General features: G+C 50.8%; 8 protein-coding genes. 1 reads left to right on the forward strand and 7 read right to left on the reverse strand.

What is annotated here, in order from left to right:
- Positions 1-57 precede the first annotated feature (57 nt).
- The 7 genes from GBCGDNIH1_RS20810 to GBCGDNIH1_RS20835 all read right to left on the reverse strand — a co-directional run bounded on the left by GBCGDNIH1_RS20810 (position 58) and on the right by GBCGDNIH1_RS20835 (position 19,258).
- A complete protein-coding gene (locus tag GBCGDNIH1_RS20810) occupies positions 58-1,470 on the reverse strand; it encodes a hypothetical protein (RefSeq protein ID WP_011632362.1) in 1,413 nt (470 codons plus the stop codon).
- Between the two features lie 204 nt (positions 1,471-1,674).
- Positions 1,675-1,995, reverse strand: a complete 321-nt coding sequence (locus GBCGDNIH1_RS20815) for a hypothetical protein (RefSeq protein ID WP_025318728.1) — start codon at positions 1,993-1,995, stop codon at positions 1,675-1,677.
- Positions 1,992-4,184: a hypothetical protein gene (locus GBCGDNIH1_RS20820; RefSeq protein WP_011632363.1), complete on the reverse strand. Its 2,193-nt coding sequence runs from the start codon at positions 4,182-4,184 to the stop codon at positions 1,992-1,994. Before GBCGDNIH1_RS20820 ends, GBCGDNIH1_RS20815 begins: the two co-directional genes overlap by 4 nt.
- A gap of 16 nt (positions 4,185-4,200) precedes the next feature.
- A complete protein-coding gene (locus GBCGDNIH1_RS24875; protein ID WP_011632364.1) occupies positions 4,201-4,608 on the reverse strand; it encodes a hypothetical protein in 408 nt (135 codons plus the stop codon).
- Position 4,609: 1 nt separating this feature from the next.
- Complete coding sequence (locus GBCGDNIH1_RS20825; protein ID WP_043452952.1) at positions 4,610-16,831, reverse strand: hemagglutinin repeat-containing protein; 12,222 nt, start codon at positions 16,829-16,831, stop codon at positions 4,610-4,612.
- Positions 16,795-18,528, reverse strand: a complete 1,734-nt coding sequence (locus GBCGDNIH1_RS20830) for a ShlB/FhaC/HecB family hemolysin secretion/activation protein (RefSeq protein WP_050748451.1) — start codon at positions 18,526-18,528, stop codon at positions 16,795-16,797. Before GBCGDNIH1_RS20830 ends, GBCGDNIH1_RS20825 begins: the two co-directional genes overlap by 37 nt.
- Before the next feature lie 52 nt (positions 18,529-18,580).
- Positions 18,581-19,258, reverse strand: coding sequence for an invasion associated locus B family protein (locus tag GBCGDNIH1_RS20835; RefSeq protein WP_080504506.1), 678 nt, complete (start codon positions 19,256-19,258; stop codon positions 18,581-18,583).
- Between the two features lie 688 nt (positions 19,259-19,946).
- On the opposite strand from GBCGDNIH1_RS20835, the gene purC reads away from it, so the two are divergent.
- Positions 19,947-20,711 (forward strand): phosphoribosylaminoimidazolesuccinocarboxamide synthase, encoded by a 765-nt coding sequence (purC, locus tag GBCGDNIH1_RS20845; protein ID WP_025287067.1) that lies wholly within the window; start codon positions 19,947-19,949, stop codon positions 20,709-20,711.

Here is a 20,711-nt window from a genome sequence, read left to right on the forward strand (position 1 = left end):
CTCAACATATAAATATCATCTTGGTAAGCTTGGAGAATTTTTTGATCACACATCATTCTACTCACGAGGAAATTTTAACTTTAGAATCCTATTTGAATTTAATCCCTTTACCACAGGATCATTGATCTCAACAGTGGCTGTCGTCGACAGTGTATCCCGCCCTGCTTGCCCAGCTCGACGAAAGGTTACAGCACTGCCATCACTGAATTCCGCAACCCATGCCCCCGGCTTACCCGGAATTGGCTTAAAACTTGTCGGTATTCTACCGTTGAATGCATTGAACGCAAACTGCTCAGCCGTTTGATCAGGGTTCGCACTGGCAGGCATTTCACGTGGACTGCCGGCCCCACCACTAGGTGTACCGACAAAATCACCATTCAGTCTGAATAAATTCGATAAACCACCACTCCGATTAGAGAGTGTTTCCAACAATGCTTTTCTGGCATCCAAAGTCGCCTGATCGGCAGCAGAAAGGTTTTCCGTACCAACGGAAGCATTCTTGATCAGCTCCTGCAAACCATCCGCTGTTGTATTGAGGGACTTAATGTTCCTTGCCTCTGCCAGCGCCTGCTGCATCCGCACCACATCTTCACGGGTCGGCACATAATTCTGTGGTATCAGCATTTTCAGCGCAGGGTTCTCAGGATCAATCTTCGCAAGTTCTCTGGCAGCAAAGTTGAAGTTATGCGTGTCGAGGATTTCCTCTTCCGTCAGAGGCTCACCATTCGGACCAACAGGGCGATTGACCTCTTCATCAAGAGGCTCCTCCTGATTGTAGAGTGTAGAGCTGGCTGCTGCGGAACCACCCAGGACCGCACCGATCCCTGCACCGCCCATGCCTGCGCCGGTCAGCGCCCCTATACCAGATCCAATAGCCGCACTCGCCATGAGGATGACGACATGGCCAGCCGGGCTATCAGGACGGATCGCACCACCTTGCAGATAATCCTGCCACAAATAGCGCTGTAATTGCGCCGAGGAATACGTTCCAGCCGCTGCGCCAAGCCCGCCAGCCAGAATACTGCCTGCACTGCCGCTTCCTGCGATGGCACCCTGCGCGGCACCGATCACAGCATGCAGCGCCAAGGCTTCCGCACTGTCTTCCTTCCATCCCGCATTGCGGATTTGGGCACCGGCAGCTTCATTGGCGACCTGACCAAAAAGCGTTGCTAATCCCTGATTGAAAGCGAGGTCATTACGCGTCTGCTGCGGATCGAACTTGTTCTGCAACCCGTTCGTGGTTTGCAGCGCCGTGCCGCCATTCACCGCGATACCGCCAGTGACTGTGCCGAGTGACGTGTTCGCCGTCAGCTGATCCGGACGCAGCAGATTCGATGGAACAGAGCCGTTCCGCACCGTCACACCGACATTGCTGGTGATCGCGGACAGGGTTGTGCTGTGTGCACTATCGCTGGTTTGGGCGACACCGCCGCCACTGCCCGTTCCGCTGCTTGACGCGCTGGCAGTCATCGAGACGGCAGAGTTATCCCGGTGATTATCCAGATTGCTGACCGTCAGCGTGCCGGTGTTCAGAACATTACCGTACCATCAGTAAGCACTTTATCCCGGCTGCCTAAAGAAAAATAAGGAGACAATGCAAACTTTGGGCTCCAAAAAAATGTGGAAATAAAATTTTCCTTCAAAGTAAGCTATTTTGCTCAGACAATTTTAAATTCAGACCACAGCATTAAACAACACCCATAAACGTTCACGAATCTGATCAAGCTTGGCGTTTGCTGCAAAACGGCCATCTTCATCATTATCCCAGATGAAATACTCCGAGAATCCCCGGCCACCAGCGATCATGGTTAGGTAGATCGATCGCGCATTCTCAAACCCCTCTGAATCTGCTCTCCCCTCTTTCTTCTGCAATTCAGCTATTGCAGCCTGAATTCCACGCAACCAGTTTCGTTCGTTTTTAGCATTGAGAATGCTCTCTAGCTCCTCAAGCAACACAAGAACCGTAGCGGCACGTTTATCTACAATTTCTTTCATTTTATCGGAGTCGATCCAAGAACTTGGACGCCTTCTATATTCCATGGTGTTTGAATAAAGATCTGATCTTTGTTATATCCTCCTAAATATACTCCACCTTGATTACCGACCGGCCCCTCATAAATTGTCGTTCCCTTGGGAATTTTTACAGCGTAGACAGTATTGATATTGGATACGCCCGTAAGAACGCCAGTTTTAGGATCAATCCACTGCGGCTTCACAGCCGAATCAATCCTGACTTGAGGTACCGATGAGGGGGGCTCCCTCGTAAACCATTGACCAAGAGGTGCGCCAGCATCTCCTGCACGATATAATACGATGTCATCCGTCAATACGGTAGAATTATATTTTCCACTCATGAAGTTTGCGGCTGGATTGCCTGGCAGGCTTGCTAACGGTCCAGGATTCTCCACAGTATTGTAGGTAAACGGACCGGTTACACTTCCATACCCCTTCACCTGCACACCCGGCTGCCCGACGACGGTCATCTCGCCGTCTTTCACGATCACGGTTCCGGGTATCTGCCGTGCTGAGCCGGCAGCAGAAGCCGCGGCTCCTCCGGCCATGCCATACAGAAGCTCCGCGGCCCCCGGAGACATCCCAAAGACAGAAACCAGAGCCTGTGCGCCGAAAGTCCCCGTCGGATGACCGCTGATCGTCATCAGGCCAGCCGCTACCTGATCAGCAGCCCAACCACTCAGAACAATGCCACCGGCAGCAACCATACAGCCACTGCCAAAGCTTGCCGCGCAGCTGGTGATACCGCTGATCGTCAGCGCACGACCCGTCACCGCAGCCGTATATCCACCGGCGACCTGCAAGGTAGCCATCCCTTTCGTGAGAACCTGGCCGTGACCGGAATCAAACGCACTCAACGCGTCAATTGCAGCATCAGACGCGGAATAACCAAAAAGTGCCTGTTCCGCAGAAGGACTATGCCCAGGGGCACTCCCTCCCTGAAAAAATGCAGTCTGCGAACTCAACTGATTGCGCAGATCCGCATAACCGGAAGAGGCACCAACATCCGCAATGCTTTTCCAGAATATGTATTCCTGACTGCCCTCAGCATACTCCGCGTAGCATTTCACCAAAGCACAGGCCGCAGCCGTCAGAGCCGCCTCCCGCTCAGGATCACCGTTCGCAAGCTGCCTGATCCGGTCCAGTTCAACCGGATGCAGTTGCCGGTTGAACTGATCCGCGCTCATCGCCGCACCGGCACCACTGAGCGTGCCACCGCTACCGCCAACCGCGCTGCCGGCAATCCCACCGGCGACACCGCTCACGGTTGATGTCACGATGTTCGTCGCGATCGGACGCAGCCAGGCAGGGAGATCAGCCGTTACCTGACCGGTAAAGCCGGAGAGAGCGCCAGAGGCCGCATCACCCGCCGCACTGCCCGCCATCGCCCCCGCGACGTTCCCGCCGCCCAGCGCGGCACCAGTGCCTGCCACCACCATATGCATCAGGCCGGAGCCGTAGCCGGACCAGAAATCAGCCGTAGCCTGCTTGTTCTTCAGATCAGACTCATCCGCCGCAAGCGTGCTGGAATCAGCGCCATTACGCCGGTCTTTCTCAAGCTTCTCAGAGGCCGCCTGAACATCACGATCGGCTTTGTCGCGATAAGATTTCGCAACCTCGCCGCTTACCATCATGCCGAGTTGGGTAAAGCCGTTCTGAACCGTGAGATCATTACGCGTCTGCTGCGGATCGAACTTGTTCTGCAACCCGTTCGTGGTTTGCAGCGCCGTGCCGCCATTCACCGCGATACCGCCAGTGACTGTGCCGAGTGACGTGTTCGCCGTCAGCTGATCCGGACGCAGCAGATTCGATGGAACAGAGCCGTTCCGCACCGTCACACCGACATTGCTGGTGATCGCGGACAGGGTTGTGCTGTGTGCACTATCGCTGGTTTGGGCGACACCGCCGCCACTGCCCGTTCCGCTGCTTGACGCGCTGGCAGTCATCGAGACGGCAGAGTTATCCCGGTGATTATCCAGATTGCTGACCGTCAGCGTGCCGGTGTTCAGAGTGTTATCATTCGCAGGCGCAAGGCTGGAGATCACCGCACCGGTCAGCGATGTATTGCCGCCAACGGTTACGTTCAGACCACCCTTCCCAGCAAAAAGCCCCGTCTGGGAAACAACAGAAGCGTAGTCATTGTTGATATTCGAAGCCGCCACAGAGGCCAAAAATTGAATAAATTATTTAAGAATAAATAATGTTTATTTTTGGAAGATTTAGGCACAAAACATCTATCCAATCATCTTGCGTAAGTATCATTACATGAAATATTGTATCTTTTATATATAAATTTAAAGATTCATTATGAAACCATTCTAAAAAATCAGAATTTTCTACAATAACAATTGGACTATCAGGATAATCATATACATCAGCAATAGCTTCTAAAGATAAATATTTTCCTTCATCCATACATCTATGAGCCAATACCATTGCACCAAAATTAATTACAAATATTTCAGATTTTTCTTTAGAAAAATCTGAAATATGAACACGAAATCCTTCATTGTCATAATACAAACCAACAAAATCAATAGATTTTTCAATTTTTATTGAAGATGGAAAGCGTCTATGAATACGTTTTTTAGGCATATTAATATCTCAACTTTATATAGTTATTTTTATACTGAACCTCTAAAGTCGGGCGGCTAACATGCCCTTCTATTCGATCAGAACTATATGGTCGAACAATAACATTTGTACCATCACTTAATTGACCAACATACACTGCACTTACATCACCCTTATGTATGACCCTTACATTTTTTAATCCTAAAGAAAGAAAATCAGCAAGTGCCTGATCAAAGCCACCTGATTTATCATACTGCGTCGTTTTTCCGCCAGTATTTCGTGTAGGCTTCAAGCCTCCTATCAATTCATCAATTGTTTTCACTTGATTATTTTGATTGCCAATTTCCGGCAAAGCCTCTGCGGCAACCTTATTCTCGGCATTGAAATTTGCCTGATCGGCCGCAGAAAGGTTTTCCGTACCAACGGGCGCATTCTTGATCAGCTCCTGCAAACCATCCGCTGTTGTATTGAGGGACTTAATGTTCCTTGCCTCTGCCAGCGCCTGCTGCATCCGCACCACATCTTCACGGGTCGGCACATAATTCTGTGGTATCAGCATTTTCAGCGCAGGGTTCTCAGGATCAATCTTCGCAAGTTCTCTGGCAGCAAAGTTGAAGTTATGTGCGTCGAGGATTTCCTCTTCCGTCAGAGGCTCACCATTCGGACCAACAGGGCGATTGACCTCTTCATCAAGAGGCTCCTCCTGATTGTAGAGTGTAGAGCTGGCTGCTGCGGAACCACCCAGGACCGCACCGATCCCTGCACCGCCCATGCCTGCGCCGGTCAGCGCCCCTATACCAGATCCAATAGCCGCACTCGCCATGAGGATGACGACATGGCCAGCCGGGCTATCAGGACGGATCGCACCACCTTGCAGATAATCCTGCCACAAATAGCGCTGTAATTGCGCCGAGGAATACGTTCCAGCCGCTGCGCCAAGCCCGCCAGCCAGAATACTGCCTGCACTGCCGCTTCCTGCGATGGCACCCTGCGCAGCACCGATCACAGCATGCAGCGCCAAGGCTTCCGCACTGTCTTCCTTCCATCCCGCATTGCGGATTTGGGCACCGGCAGCTTCATTGGCGACCTGACCAAAAAGCGTTGCTAATCCCTGATTGAAAGCGAGATCATTACGCGTCTGCTGCGGATCGAACTTGTTCTGCAACCCGTTCGTGGTTTGCAGCGCCGTGCCGCCATTCACCGCGATACCGCCAGTGACTGTGCCGAGTGACGTGTTCGCCGTCAGCTGATCCGGACGCAGCAGATTCGATGGAACAGAGCCGTTCCGCACCGTCACACCGACATTGCTGGTGATCGCGGACAGGGTTGTGCTGTGTGCACTATCGCTGGTTTGGGCGACACCGCCGCCACTGCCCGTTCCGCTGCTTGACGCGCTCGCAGTCATCGAGACGGCAGAGTTATCCCGGTGATTATCCAGATTGCTGACCGTCAGCGTGCCGGTGTTCAGAGTGTTATCATTCGCAGGCGCAAGGCTGGAGATCACCGCACCGGTCAGCGATGTATTGCCGCCAACGGTCACGTTCAGACCACCCTTCCCCGCAAAAAGCCCCGTCTGGGAAACAACAGAAGCGTAGCCATTGTTGATATTCGAAGCCGCAACAGAAGCAGAGCCGCCGCTGGTGCCCGTTATCCCGATCTGCACATTTACCGAGCCGCCGGCCTGGCTGCTGTTGCCGCTCGCGGTGGCCTGCATGCTTTTCAGGATCAGATCACCGCCGATGCTCGCAACGATTTTGTTCCCAGAAGCATCAGCCCCTTCCAGTTTTGTGTCTTTTCCGCTGACCAGCACAAGCGTGTTCCCAGCCGCCACCACCGTGTTCACAGGCGTCGTGCTGCTGGCAACAGTGCCACCCTGAGACCAGCTCGCGCTGCCCTCAACACCATAGCCCGTGCTTTGCGTGCCGATCCCCGCATACACACCGACAGCAGCGGATTTCGAGACATTGTCGTTGCTGTATTGCGTGCTGTTCTCCCCTGACTGAAAAATGATGTTTCCGGTCGAGACAAACGCCGCGTTCCCGCCCGCCTTCATGGTCGCGCCACGCGCCGTGATGTCGCCATCGGTCGACACAACGGACAGATTGCCACCGGCAACCGCGACACTTCCCTGTGCCGTGCTGCTGAAATAACGATCATTGGCTTTACTGCCTGAGCCGCCGACCATGACATCGACCTGCAACAGCTGACCGTTACTGCCCGAAGACGTGGCTGCATCAACCGCCTTATACGCCTGATAGCTGGCATACCCGGCCTGCCCGGCTTCCAGAGCCTGCAGACGCGCATCCGACGGACGGTCCGACGCAGCAACCGCCGCAGCGGTGTAGGCGTTCCCGACCACGCCGCTCAACGATGCCGTCAAACCGGAGAAATTGGACTTCTGTGTTTGTGTCTGCGTCGTTGTGTCATGCGATACATCAAACGTGACACTCTTGCCGATGATCGCCATGTCACCGCCGGATGACAGATGCGCATCCTGCAACGTCACCGCGCCACCGGAATGAACCGTCAGATCACCGGACAGAGAACCGACCGTGCTCGCGACATTCGTCACCTGCTTTATCGTCGTCGTGTTGCTGTTCTGCTGAAGACCGACGCCGACACCCACAGGCAGCATGCTGTTACCCATGCTGAAAACACCGGCTTTCTTCTCGTTCTGATTATCCGTGATGCTCAGCGTCTGCTCTGCGCTCCGGATCGAGATATCGCCTACAGCACCAAGCGTGACATTCCCCGTGCCGACAACGCCCGAACCCACAATTGTCAGATTTTTCCCCGACTGGATCGAAACCGTATCGCCGGACACCGTGCTGCCGACAGACAGAACCGCCTCCGTCCGCGTCGACACCGTGTTATGGTGATAATCCATCCCGGAGCTACCAAACGAAACCCCGCTCTCACTATACGAGGCAAAGCTGTCATGACGCTCCGATGCGGAAAGCAGAGAGATATCGCCGTTCTTTGTCTGAAGGCTGACAGGCCCATGATCGCTCAGAAGGTTCGCCCCCGTCCCGGTGATCGAGCCAACAGCCAGAAGAGAAAGACCGCTGCCGCCCGAAAGCGTGCTGCCCTGAACATGCTCGTCATACGAGCCGACCGTTTGCGAACGGCCATCGATCAGGCCCGTATGGCTGCTTGATGCCTCTCGCGTCTCGCTGCTCGTCACCGCGTTCAGCGTGATGCTGCCCGTCGTGATTGCATCCAGTGCACCGCCTGCCTTAGCACTGCTGCCATTCAGCGTAATCCCGCCATCACCCGCAGCAAGGGTCATATTGCCGCCCGCATTGATCGACGAGCCGATCTGCAATGTTACATCATGCAGACCACTGAAACCGCTGCTGTTACCAAAACCGCTTTCGCTGCCCGAGATCGTGCTCGACAACGTATTCGTCGAGGCGCCGAGAGAAAGCGATTGACCTCCAATCAGGGTCACATCTCCGCCAGATGACAGCTTGACACCTGTCAGACTCAGAGAATTTTTGGCCAAAATGATGGAGTTTTTACCTGCGCTGAGAGTAGTGCCGAGATTTTCCGTCAGATTGAATTGACGGTTTACGCCACCAAAGGAAGAGTCATCCTTGGTCGACAATGCCAGGCTTCCCAAAGCAACATTGCGACCCGCTGAAAGTTCAAGAGAACCACCGGCCCCGAACACACTTCCTGCCGAAACAATATCCTGCCCGGCTTTCATCGTCAGATTGCCACCGGAAACAATGGAGGCAACACGGTTCAGGGATTCAATAGAGCCACCCATCGTCTGCCAGCTTTGTGTCGTGCTGGTGCTGAGTATCGTGCCACCCGCCTGAAGCAGAATGTCATTCCCCGCTTTCAGCGTGCCGCCATTATTGATGATGTCGCCGGTTACAGAAATTAAAAGATTGTTCGATGCCGAGACCGTGCCGGAGTTATAAAGACCTGCCGCTTTCAGTGTAACATCTTTACCGGCCAGCACCGCACCATCAGTAAGCACCTTATCCCGGCTGGCGGAAGCAAGATAAAGCTGAGGAACCAGAACTATTTTTCCATTCACAGTCCGCGGAACATACCAGACAATATCATCATCCAGTGCCGCGACCTGCTCCGGTGTCAAATCAACACCGAATTGCAATCCAAGTGAGTGAGACTGGCTGGCCGCATTGTTCAGCAGTGCAACCATTTGTGCCTGCTGCGTGCTATATGCCGCACTCAGCGTCGCACGGCCTGTGGCATCCGATACCTGCTGGGCAATATAACGCGTGTCAAAATACGCATCTCCCAGAAAAGGAGGCGTTGTCTGTGAGTTTACGCCCAAGCGGTCAAGCAGATACTGGGAACCGTAGAAACCCTTGAATGTCGAATAGTTCGGATTCGTTTCAATCAGATATTGTGCCTGTGGAGAAGGATTGGGGATAAACAAAGCGTTACCCCCCGCCACAGAGGCAATGATCTGCGCCGTGCTCGGGCCGTCAACACTGCTGAACGAAGACTGCGTCGCAGAAGAAGAGGACGCAGTATTTTTCGTGGAGACAGGCTGGAATTGAGGCGTTGTAGCCGAAGACGACGCACCTTGCTTGATAACGACTGCATTGCCATTACTTCCCCAGCTCCCTGCGCCCTGATTTATGCCTGGCAAGTAAGAAGCTGTGCCTCCGACAGATCCGGCCCCCTGCATGGACAGATTACCAGCAGAAACACCGCCCCCTCCCTGTGTAGGCGTCAACGAATTCGAGGCACCCGGCACCGTATAGGAAACTGTTCCGCTCGGCAGGCCTCCAGTCGTGGAAGACAGACCGCCCGGCAAAGTCGCCATCGACCCCAGCCCTCCATTGCCATTAGAGATGAAGCTCCCGGCACCATTAGAGCCAGCCGGTGCTGCTGCCGTCGATGGCAATGGTATTGACCCGCCAAATCCCAGCATCTGCGATGGCATGGCCTGAGCAATTTTTGTCTCGTTGGTAATTGTCCCGGTGAAATCGCCGCTGATATTCCCACCAGCAATAATGGAGCCGGTGACGCTCTGTCCTGCAGCATTAAACCAGTCTGCCGCTACAACGGGATGACCCGCACCAATAACCCACCCAGGCATCGGAATATTTGAGGGTAACGGATCAACAAGCGGTAAGGCCGAACGACAGCTGTCATTACCCGTACAGGTCGTCGTATATTTAACACTTCCCTGATAGCCAATATTATTCAGGCTGCCTCCCGTCAGGTTGATATCTCCACCCGCCGAAAGATGGCTGGCATCATTTGTGATACCGTTGCTGGAATTGATTGTCAGGTTTCCACCTGCACTGATCAAAGCCGCTGCAGCATTCCGTACGTAGCTCGCACCAGTTCCTTCAACAAGTATCCCGGATTGTGCACTTTGATCATAAAGCGCAAACCAGACACCACCTGCCCCAATAGGATTGGGCACGTACACGTGTTTAACATTTGTCCAATATTGACTGATATCAGATGATGATTTGAAATTACTGAGATCTACCGCCGGTGGCGTTTGATTGGCTGCGTAAAGTTTTTGAAAAATAATCCCTGATGTCTGCGTCACACCACCAGCCACATCATTCGTAATGCTCTGAGCATCAATAGTCACATTACCATTTGAAGAGGCTGCCTGAATAAGTCCAGAGTGATTCAATAAGGCGCTTGCAGAACTTCCAGCATTCCTGCCACCAATCGTCAGATTGCCATTTTCTGCGATAAGGGCACCCTGATTATTAGACAGGGTACCATCCAGGCCAATATTCAGCCCCGTAGAACCATATATCAATCCAGTATTGGAAATATCACCTTTAATCAACAGATTCATGTCTGTTGTGCCAAAAAGGCCACCTGCATTGATCAAGGAATTTGCAGATATGGAAAGTTGTGCGTTCGCACCAATGCTTTGACCGGAAGAGATGCTCAGCGCACCATCAACATCAAGAGATATATCCTTGCCAGATGCAACCCCTGCAAAGTCTTCTGCCTTGAAATCACCTTTTAAATTCAAGAACAGATTATTTGCAGCACTGATCTTTCCCAACCCCGATTGAGCAGCGGCATTGATTATCAGATCACCATCACCTGCCTGAATACTGCCATTTGCATTGCTAAGGAGCCCGATTGAAAAATTGAGCAAACCTTTGATCGTAAGAGAGCCAGCAAGAGCAATAATACTACCTCCTGCATTGCTCAATGTACCATCAATCTGCACTGTAGCACCGGTTTTGCCAACCATCATCCCGGAATTAGACAGATCTTCAGAAAGGGTTGCATTGAGTACACCCCCTGCTCCCATAGAACCATTATTAACAAGTGATCCCGCGCTGATAGTGAGATCGCTCTGCACCGCAACCAGATTTGCCTCTTTAGAATTATTCAGCTTGCCAGAGACTTGTACAGAACCACCTGAAGAAGAAATAATGGATCCATTATTGTTCAATGATGCTGCTTCCAGCATCATTTTTGATGTCCCTTCGCTTTGAATATTTTTGTTATTGACGACCGCCCCCTTTGCCGTCACGCTGACGCTGCCATCTTTCGCCCCGATCAATCCACCATTCACCACACTGTCGCCGGCTGTGATCAGCAAATTCTGACCGCCGACAAGTGCACCATCTGCACCGATAGAGACAGATTTTTCAGTGAGCAGCGCAACCGACTGGCTACTCCTTACCTGGCCAAGGCCTTCGTCATAATACGAGCCTGTATTAATAGTGATATTACCGGCATTAGCCTGGATATTGCCTGCAGAGTTGATGAGGCCTCCCATTGCAGCATTTCCAATGCCGGCCAACCAAATATCACCTGTCGTAGTACCAATTATTCCCTTGTTTTCAACAATTCCCGCAACATTCATGACCAATCCAGTCTTACCCAGAATGGTTCCTGTATTGGTTACATTGTCAGAATCAGTTATGAATAGCCCTGTACCTGATGATAAGGCGCCAGAGTTATTAAAAATTCCAGCATGCACCGTGACTGTATCATTGACTGAGCCAATTGTTCCGGGAGCGTTATTTGAAAACAGACCGCCAATATCCAGATTAAGAATTCCACTTGCTGTTATAGAACTGTTATTATTTAAACTACCTGAAGCCACAAGATTCAAGCTGCCATTCTGTGCAACAAGACTACCTTGATTATCTAGATCCCTGGCTATCAAACTTACCAGTCCAGATTTGGACCCAATCGTAGCACCCGTCATAATAGTCAACAGGCCGGATGTATTCAGATTCAAACCATTCGAACCACCAGCCAACGGACCAGCTGTAACAACGGGACCATCAGCATTCATACTCAATGCTGTCCCAGCGCTGATTTGACCAGCAGAATCCGCAGAATAACTGCCTGTTATGATAGAAACAGCTCCAGCATTCGCCTGTATACTACCACCATTATTCGTAATGGCTGCCATGGTGGTATTACCTGCAAGCCCCCGCAAGGTAATGTCGCCTTTGTCTGAGGCCACAATCCCTCCATCATTGTGAAGAGTTCCTCCTGCCCCAAACAATACCCCGCTCTGTCCATAAAACAGACCCGAGTTGGTAGCATCACCTTTCACCATGGAAGACAATATACCAAGAGCTGCCAAACCGGTTGGCATTTCCTTCACTATGCCAGCTGTATTATTAAATGTCCCGGCAGATATTGTAAGATTTCCACCTTTGGCGGAAATCAATCCACTCCCAGTATTACTAAGCATATTAGACACGGCCAGCACTTGCTGACCACTTGCAACAATCTGTCCTTTATTCGCCAAGGCTGTGGCCTGCAAAGTGATATCACCCGCTGCCGCCTGCACCAATCCATCGTTCGTTATATTACCTGCCCAGATGGTAACCGGCCCCTGCAAAGCCCCCACCATGCCGCTATTGATTATCTCTCCGGCAGAAAGGGCAAAGGTCCCACCACTGACATTACCCTGCACAGAAACCAGGCCAGACACCGAGAAATCCAATGTATGCTTGGCACTAACGATACTACTCGCATTATCACTATACGAGGCAGCCGCAATATTGATATCACCGTCAGAGGCTTGTATTTGTCCCCCGTTGTTGAGTATGGCAGCCGTGACGGAACCTGTCAGGCCCTTCAAAATTATATTGCCGGTCTGGGCAGTTACAGAACCATTGCTGTTATCTAGAGTACCACCAATAGACAGAGTTACTCCGGACACTCCATAAATCATTCCGGTATTGCTGATATTTCCAGAGATTTTCCCGATAATGAGACCCGTACTCAGCAGACCAGTACTGTTTCCTGTTGCCGTATTGGAAAGAGAGGCTGCATTAAACTGAAGGTTTCCTCCCAATGCTGCAATCTGACCAGAACCAGCATTTTCAATTTTATCAGCCACACTTATATCAGCTGCTTTACCAGCAGCGATCTGACCACTATTGAGCAGAGACTGCGCATTCAACGACACATCATTGGAGACGGCAATCATGATACCTTTATTCATGATTGCCCCTGATTTCAGGTCAAACTTTCCTGATTGTGTTCCTATCGTTCCATGATTGATGAGAGACGCTGCTGAAACGATCAAGTTGCCGCTGGCAGCCTCAATAGTGCCCTCATTTTTCAATATACCACCGGTCTGCAGTGTCAGAGGTCCCGCTGCAATCTGGCCAGCATTGGTAATATCTCCACTGACAAACAGCACCATGTCCTGCGCTGAAAACAACGCCCCATTTCCAACAAATGTACCGGTATTAAGGGTTAGAGTTCCCTGGCGTGCAGCAATGACACCCCCTGTCGGAATACCTTCAACTATGCCAACACCATTATTGATAATCTGCGCTGTTGCACTTCCTGAATGCATTCCGCCGATTAAAATATTCCCGTGCTCTGCAATGACAAGACCATTCGTATTATCAAGCACACCGGCGATCTGGAATATATCGCCCTGTGCACCAGATAATTTTCCACTGTTCCTCAATGCATCTGCGGTCAGTCCTAATAATCCCGTTTCGGCTATGACTGAACCTGTATTGGTAACAGTTTTACCAATAGAAAAAGATACATTGCCAGCACGTGCTCCGATCATGCCATTATTATTCAGCGCGCCGCCAGCCGTCAGCTGCAAACCTGTACCACCGGTTATCTCACCCTTTGCTCCAACGGAAAATCCAGCGACCGCATCCAGCGATACCTGGCCAGATCCACTGAGCAGACCCCCCCCAACATCTGTATAGGAAGAAGCATGAACGCTGACGTTTCCAGACTTCGCCTCAAGCTTGCCGCCTGTATTATTGAAATCACCTCCACTGTTCAGGGCCACACCAGTCTGACCACCCAACGTTCCCCCTGCATTATTGAAGGTTCCAGACGTATACAGCGTCAATAAAGAGTTTGGAGCAATTACTTGTCCCGCGTTGTTCACAGAGCCAGCTGATACAGACAAAGCTTCCTTCTGTGACCTGATCAGACCAGATGATTCATTGTTCAGTAGGCCGGACAGCATCAATGTTTGGCCATCAGATGATTCAACCTGACCACTATTTACCAAAGACAACGCTGTAAGAGAAATAGTGCCTGCAGCAGAAGCAATTTGGCCGTTGTTAACGCTTGCCCCGGCAATAATCTTTACCGATCCACTATGAGAACCGATCACACCATTATTACTTAGCGCGCCGCCAGCCGTCAGCTGCAGACCTGTATCACCGGTTATCTCACCCTTTACTCCAACGGAAAATCCAGCGACCGTATCCAGCGATACCTGGCCAGACCCAGTGATCAGACCACTCCCACCATCTGTATAGGAAGAAGCATGAACGCTGACGTCTCCAGACTTCGCCTCAAGCTTGCCGCCTGTATTATTGAAATCACCTCCACTTTTCAGGGTCACACCAGTCTGACCATTCAGACCGCCGCCTGCATTATTGAAGGTGCCAGCCGTATACAGTGTCAATAAAGAATTCGGAGCAGTCACTTGTCCTGCATTGTTCACAGAACCAGCTGATACAGACAAAGCTTCCTTCTGTGACCTGATCAGACCAGATGATTTATTGCTCAGGAGGCCGGACAGCATCAATGTTTGGCCATCAGACGATTCAATCTGGCCACTATTTGCCAGAGACAACGCTGTAAGAGAAATAGCGCCTGCATCCGCCTTAATGATACCGTTGCTATTATTCAACAGACCAGCCACATTCAAGAGCAGTCTGTCGGATACTGCCACAATCTGTCCATTTGTGTTATCGAACGTATCGCTGCTCATCAGCGAAACACCGGCTTGTCCTCGCAATATCCCGCCAGCATTACTAGATGAAGAAGAGGATTTTATATTTAAAAAACCATTATTACTAATAATCGATCCATTACTGGCCAATGCATTTGCAGCAATATGTAAATCAGATCCAGATTCAATATAGCCGCTATTATTCAGAGCACCTTTTACGTCCACAATAGTGGTGCCGGCTGCACTGATCTTACCAGCATTACCAAGCGAACTCGCTGCTATGGCCAGCTTATCAGAGGCAGCATCAATCTTGCCTGTGTTCATTATATCACCGGACTTGATGGTCACAGAGCCGGCCTGTGCACCCAACATACCGGCATTGAGCAACGGACCACCTGCGCTCAATACTAAACCGGAGCCGCCAATAACCTGTCCCTGAATTGACACCGCTTCTGTTGAAAGCAGCGCCATCCATCCTGACGCAGTCGCTATACCTTTGCCTGCATCAGCATAGGATTGCGTCTCCAACCTGATATCCCCATTCCGTGCCTGAATGAGGCCATTTGTATTAACGACTGCCGTTAGGGGAAGATTGTTTGAACCTCCATCCAGTATCACTGCACCAGATGCAGAAGCAAGCTGACCACCTGTATTGTCGAGCACTCCGTTAATATGACCTGTCAATCCCGTATCAGCTGCCAGAACTCCACCATTGTTGGATACATCCCCTGTTGACTGGACCTGCAATGAGCCTGAACCAGATACAATTGTTCCTGCATTACTGAGACTACCAACCGAGAAAACCAGATCACCGGCATTTGTAATTATTTTTCCACCAGAAACATTACTGGCTTTCTGTGCAACCTGAAAATTCGCCTTTTTATATGACTGCACTGTACCGTTGTTATTAAAAGAAGTTGCCTCGATTGAAACAGACTCTTTCGTTGAAGCGATAAGACCTGCATTATTCAACAACCCATTCTGGTTCAGTTGAACATTACCACCTGATTGGATGCTGGCGGCAGGCGATGCATCAATACCTTGTGTAGAGATTGCAATATTACCCGCTGCGGACAAAGATCCTTTTAAAACAAGCTGACCGTTTGCCGTCAGGATCAGATCGCTTGCATTGGCAGCCATTTTGCCGTCAATTCGAACCCCTGCTCCTGCCTCTGTAACAGTCATCAGAATCCGATTGGCATACATTCCTCCCATCGCCGCTGTATCAATTGCAAATTGCGGCGCAAGAGAACCATCCGAGGCTGCTGTTGCCGTTCCTGAAGGATAGGCATAGTTGACTTGACCAGCCGTCAGCAAAATAGCCTGCCCGTGGACAGGACCGTTGACCGTTACACGCCTGCTGACGATATCAAGAACTGGGACCTCTGTAAAATTACCACCTTTACCGACAAAAGCTATTGTCCCTTCTCTTACCGACAGATCTTTCAGAGATCCATCTGCTCCAAGAGAAGGAGTGCCTGTAGAAAGTGTCACACGGGGTGTATTTATAAAACCGCAGCCTGAGCAGGTAATACCATTAGGATTTGCCAGTACCACAGCAGCTGAAGCGCCCGCGACTTCGGTAAATCCATTCAGTTGGGAAGCGGCATTCCCTGTGACTTCATTTAAAATAATCTTTGCAGAACGGCCCTGTAAATTCGAATTACCGTATACAATCCCTCCCAACTGGGTTGACGTGGCTGTTGTTGCATTATTCAGGATCAAACCTGAAGGTGCCACACCAAACTCAGTGAAATGGTTATGAGACAATCCTGCTGCATTAGGTGTTGCGACATTCAACTGCGCAACACCATTGGCAGTTGTATCCAGTGTCGGCAACGCGCCACCAGCACCGGCATCAACCACGATGCGCTGAGCATCCGCCATAACCGGTTCAAGTACAAGCACAATACTAAGACAGAATGCGATAAAACGCCGACCAATCCCGGCTACATGCGAAGAAAATTCTGTCAAAATTGACAACAGCACAAAAATAGAAAAATTCATTTTATCGCCTGTTTTTCTGATGTGTCGGTTATTCATCAGAATTTTACTCCAGCCTGAAACGCGCAGACCCATCCATCATGACCAAGAGGCCCTTCTGCAAGCGCATGCTGTGCCGAAACATCCCAAAATACTGGACCACTCAGACTTCGAAAGCCGAATGCCGCCCCAGCCACTCCACCACGGACAAGCGACTGGTTAGTCTGTGACAATGCAGCATTTGACTCTGCCCAACCCGCATCAAGCCCTATATAGGCTTCTATTTTTCCGCTTAGTATATCAACGTTTTTTAAACCTGTACGCGGCAGGTTCCATGTAATGTCGTTACGTACATAAGAACCATGATCACCGATCAGGCTGACATTGACGAAGCCTCTGACTGTATAAATGCCACCAATCTGTAAAGCTTGTTGAGAATATAGATGCGCATTTGCATAATCTGCATGTATAAAACTGTGCAGGCGGGCACGTAATGGAAGCGGCTGGTAAATGTCGATATCAATGCTTGGCCTGATATAGACAGCATGTGGATCGGTATCAGTTGGATTTTTAATTTCCAGAGATGTCCCCAGACCTGGAAGACCTCCCTGCAAACCTATTGTCAGAAAATATTGCCCACCCCACATCCGCTGGCTGTAACTGAGTCTGGCTGAGAGGGCAGCCAAGTCTTCACTGGCAGTAAATAACTGAACATCATTTATACTGGACTTGACCTGCTTAAGCTCATAGGAAAATTCCAGGGTCGTTTTGCTGATTTGTCCCCGTGTCAATACACGGCTCAAGCCTGCCTTCCAGGTAAGTGTATCACCAGCCAGCTTGAAAGTGTCACTATGCGCTACCAAAGGATAGGTATAGCTGGCGTAACGCCAATCAAGAAAAGCTGTCCAGTATCCATAGGGAATGGAAACATCAAACGCTGCGTAACTACTGTTACGCGAATGCTGAAGTGGAAATACGGAATGATCATACTCCACAGACCAGATATCAAGCATACCGAAAGGATCATCAGCACGTAACAACAGATGACCAGTATTCCGCCCAGTCCACTGCTGTCCATAATTATCGACCCACGCGGCACCATGCAGCCAGCCATTATGAGGGGTTTCTATCACCACAATGCTGGTACCGGTTTTTTTACCAGGCTCAATATGCATCCGGGCATCCCAGCTGGGCAGACGGTTCATCTGCTCCAGACCCTGCTCCAGATCTCTCAAATTAAGGATGTTTCCAGAAAGATCTTGAAACGCTCCCTTTTCGTGCCACGAAGATTTTTGTCCTTTAAAAATAAAGCTGTTAACTTGGCCTTCCACAGCCACGATCCTGACAGTACCGGATGATAAATCCTGTTGTGGTAAATAAGCTCTGGACGTTACAAATCCGGAATCAATGTAAGCTTTGTTAAACGCATTGATCAGCTTATCAAGCTCAACCAAAGATAGACATTTTTGTGTAAAAGGGGCAGCCAGCGCCTGCTGCTGCCATGGCGGAAGATGATCAGCCCCTTTTACTTCAATCCGGCTGACCTGTATGCAATTTCCCCCCGATGGAACGGCAGCCGATGGAACACGCAGTTCTACGTCCCCATCCGGCGGCGCGATACGCTGCAACTCCCGTTCACGATCCTGCGCTCTCCCTCTCTGCTGCTGGTCGAGCGTATTGCTGATAAGCTGAGAAGATCCATTTTGAACAATTTGTGCCTGCGTGTTGGTCGAGTACACTGACAAGAAGCTCATGGCCAGAAATACGGCCAGCCTCTGGTAACAAGGCGCCATGATACAGCAACCCTTTTCAAGCACAGTTCAAGAAAAGCAGGAATTTCAAGTCTTATGGTTTGGTAACCTGCGCAGAAGATGCTGCGGCAGTATTGGCAGATGAATCAGCAGAAACAGGCACCGGCGCCTTCCCACTCTCAAAGGCTGCCAATGCTTCCGCCACCCCGTTCATGACAAAATTCAGCGTCACACCACGTCCATTGCTCATGACAATGTGGATATGCCCCTGCTTGCCATGCTTCAACTGCGACAAAAACGATGGAGACATCATAGATCGTGCAAAACAACCCCGGCTATCACAGAACTGATAATCAAGGGCAGTTGTATGTCCTCCATCAACTGACAAAGTCAGGGCAGATTTTAACTGCACACCCAATGGTGCAACCACGGTCGCAGTATAAGGCTTTCCTGGCGCTTCTGCCATTAAGGCAAGTGTCATGATGGGAACCAGCTTTTCTCCCTGCTTGAGCAACATCTGCTGAGCAATCTCGCAAACAGGATGCTGATTTTTGTTTGCTGTATCCGCCGGGGCCTGACAACGATAGATCCAGTCACCAAAAATCTGGGCCACCACATGGGGTAGGGCAGAAGAAGGCGATGGCGCAGCAGGCGATGCAGGAGCCACAGAATCAGAGGGAGATTTTATCTGATTAGATTGGGCCAGAAGGGATAATGGCAAAAGCATTCCCCATAAAGCCAATATCGCAATGAATCTAATTTTCTGTATCATTTCACTTCTCAAACATTTTGTTTTGCGAATTATGATATGATAAGAAAATAATCAAGTTTTGTATTTTAAATTAAATTTATTTACTTTCTATTACTATTTATATTGCTCATAATCTGTCTAAAAATAACAAGAAAAATCTTATAATTTAGATTCGACCGCATTTCGCTCCGCGAGAAACATACAAGCCGCTATGCCATCATTGCCAAAACTGAGCCTATAGCTGCCGCCGTTCGCGGTGATGATCCTCATCACACCATGATGACTGGCCTGATCGACATAAGTGTCACTGCATAAAGCATGCCTGCCAAATCGACCGTATCGTCACTTTAGAAGCTGCTCATCACTGCACCGAAGCACCTATTAAACCTACAATAGGTCCAGGCCGGGCACATGACCTGTCAGCATGATTTGTGCTAAACGGAGCAGGATCAGACTATCCACCGGACATGAAATACCCTGACCTTGCCTTACCACCGGCCTGACCATCATGAGCAAGAACAAATCATAGGCAGATGAACAACCGCACCATCCCCCGCCGCCCGAACCGCAGGAAGCCATGATACGCATGGCGATGACACAGGAACAGGGCGTTACAGATGTTTCCCGATGCCCTGCATGCTGCTATACCCGGCGCGCGTCGCCCGGTTCGGGGGGCGTGGTTCGTCACACCGTCGCTGAAAGTCATGCCATGGCACGCCGACGCCAGCTCTATGAGGGCAAGGCCAAAATCCTGTTCGAGGGGCCCGAACCGGGCACGCTCGTGCAATATTTCAAGGACGATGCCACCGCCGGGAATGGAGCCAAAAAAGGCATCATTACCGGGAAAGGCGTGCTGAATAACCGGATCAGCGAATATCTGATGCAGCGTCTGGGTGAGATCGGCATCCCGACCCATTTCGTCCGCCGCCTCAACATGCGGGAGCAGTTGATCCGCGAGGTCGAGATCATCCCGCTGGAAGTCGTCGTGCGCAATGTCGCCGCCGGCAGCATCTCCAGCCGCCTCGGGATCCCGGAAGGCACTCGCCTGCCGCGCTCTATCCTGGAATATTATTACAAAAACGATGCGCTGAACGACCCCATGGTCGCCGAAGAGCATATCACCGCGTTCGGCTGGGCCAGTACCACCGATATGGATGATATCGTCTCCCTGACCCTGCGCGTGAACGATTTTCTCTCCGGCCTGTTTCTGGGCGTCGGGATTCTGCTGGTCGATTTCAAGCTGGAATTCGGCCGCCTGTGGGAAAATGAGGAAATGCGCATCGTGCTGGCCGATGAGATCAGCCCCGATAATTGCCGCCTCTGGGATGCCAAGACCAACGAGAAAATGGACAAGGACCGTTTCCGCCGCGATCTGGGCGGGGTCGAGGAAGCCTATCAGGAAGTGGCCAAGCGCCTGGGTATCCTGCCGGAAGCCGGCAGCCGGGACATGAAGGGTCCGGAGACCATGCAGTAA

The organism is Granulibacter bethesdensis CGDNIH1, assembly GCF_000014285.2.
GTDB lineage: Bacteria > Pseudomonadota > Alphaproteobacteria > Acetobacterales > Acetobacteraceae > Granulibacter > Granulibacter bethesdensis.

Coding starts and splice junctions, on each gene's coding strand:
- GBCGDNIH1_RS20830 (WP_050748451.1), bottom strand. CDS start 18,528: ATGGCGCCTTGTTACCAGAGGCTGGCCGTATTTCTGGCCATGAGCTTC.
- GBCGDNIH1_RS20815 (WP_025318728.1), bottom strand. CDS start 1,995: ATGAAAGAAATTGTAGATAAACGTGCCGCTACGGTTCTTGTGTTGCTT.
- GBCGDNIH1_RS24875 (WP_011632364.1), bottom strand. CDS start 4,608: ATGCCTAAAAAACGTATTCATAGACGCTTTCCATCTTCAATAAAAATT.
- purC (WP_025287067.1), top strand. CDS start 19,947: ATGGCACGCCGACGCCAGCTCTATGAGGGCAAGGCCAAAATCCTGTTC.
- GBCGDNIH1_RS20810 (WP_011632362.1), bottom strand. CDS start 1,470: ATGACTGCCAGCGCGTCAAGCAGCGGAACGGGCAGTGGCGGCGGTGTC.
- GBCGDNIH1_RS20835 (WP_080504506.1), bottom strand. CDS start 19,258: ATGATACAGAAAATTAGATTCATTGCGATATTGGCTTTATGGGGAATG.
- GBCGDNIH1_RS20825 (WP_043452952.1), bottom strand. CDS start 16,831: ATGGGTCTGCGCGTTTCAGGCTGGAGTAAAATTCTGATGAATAACCGA.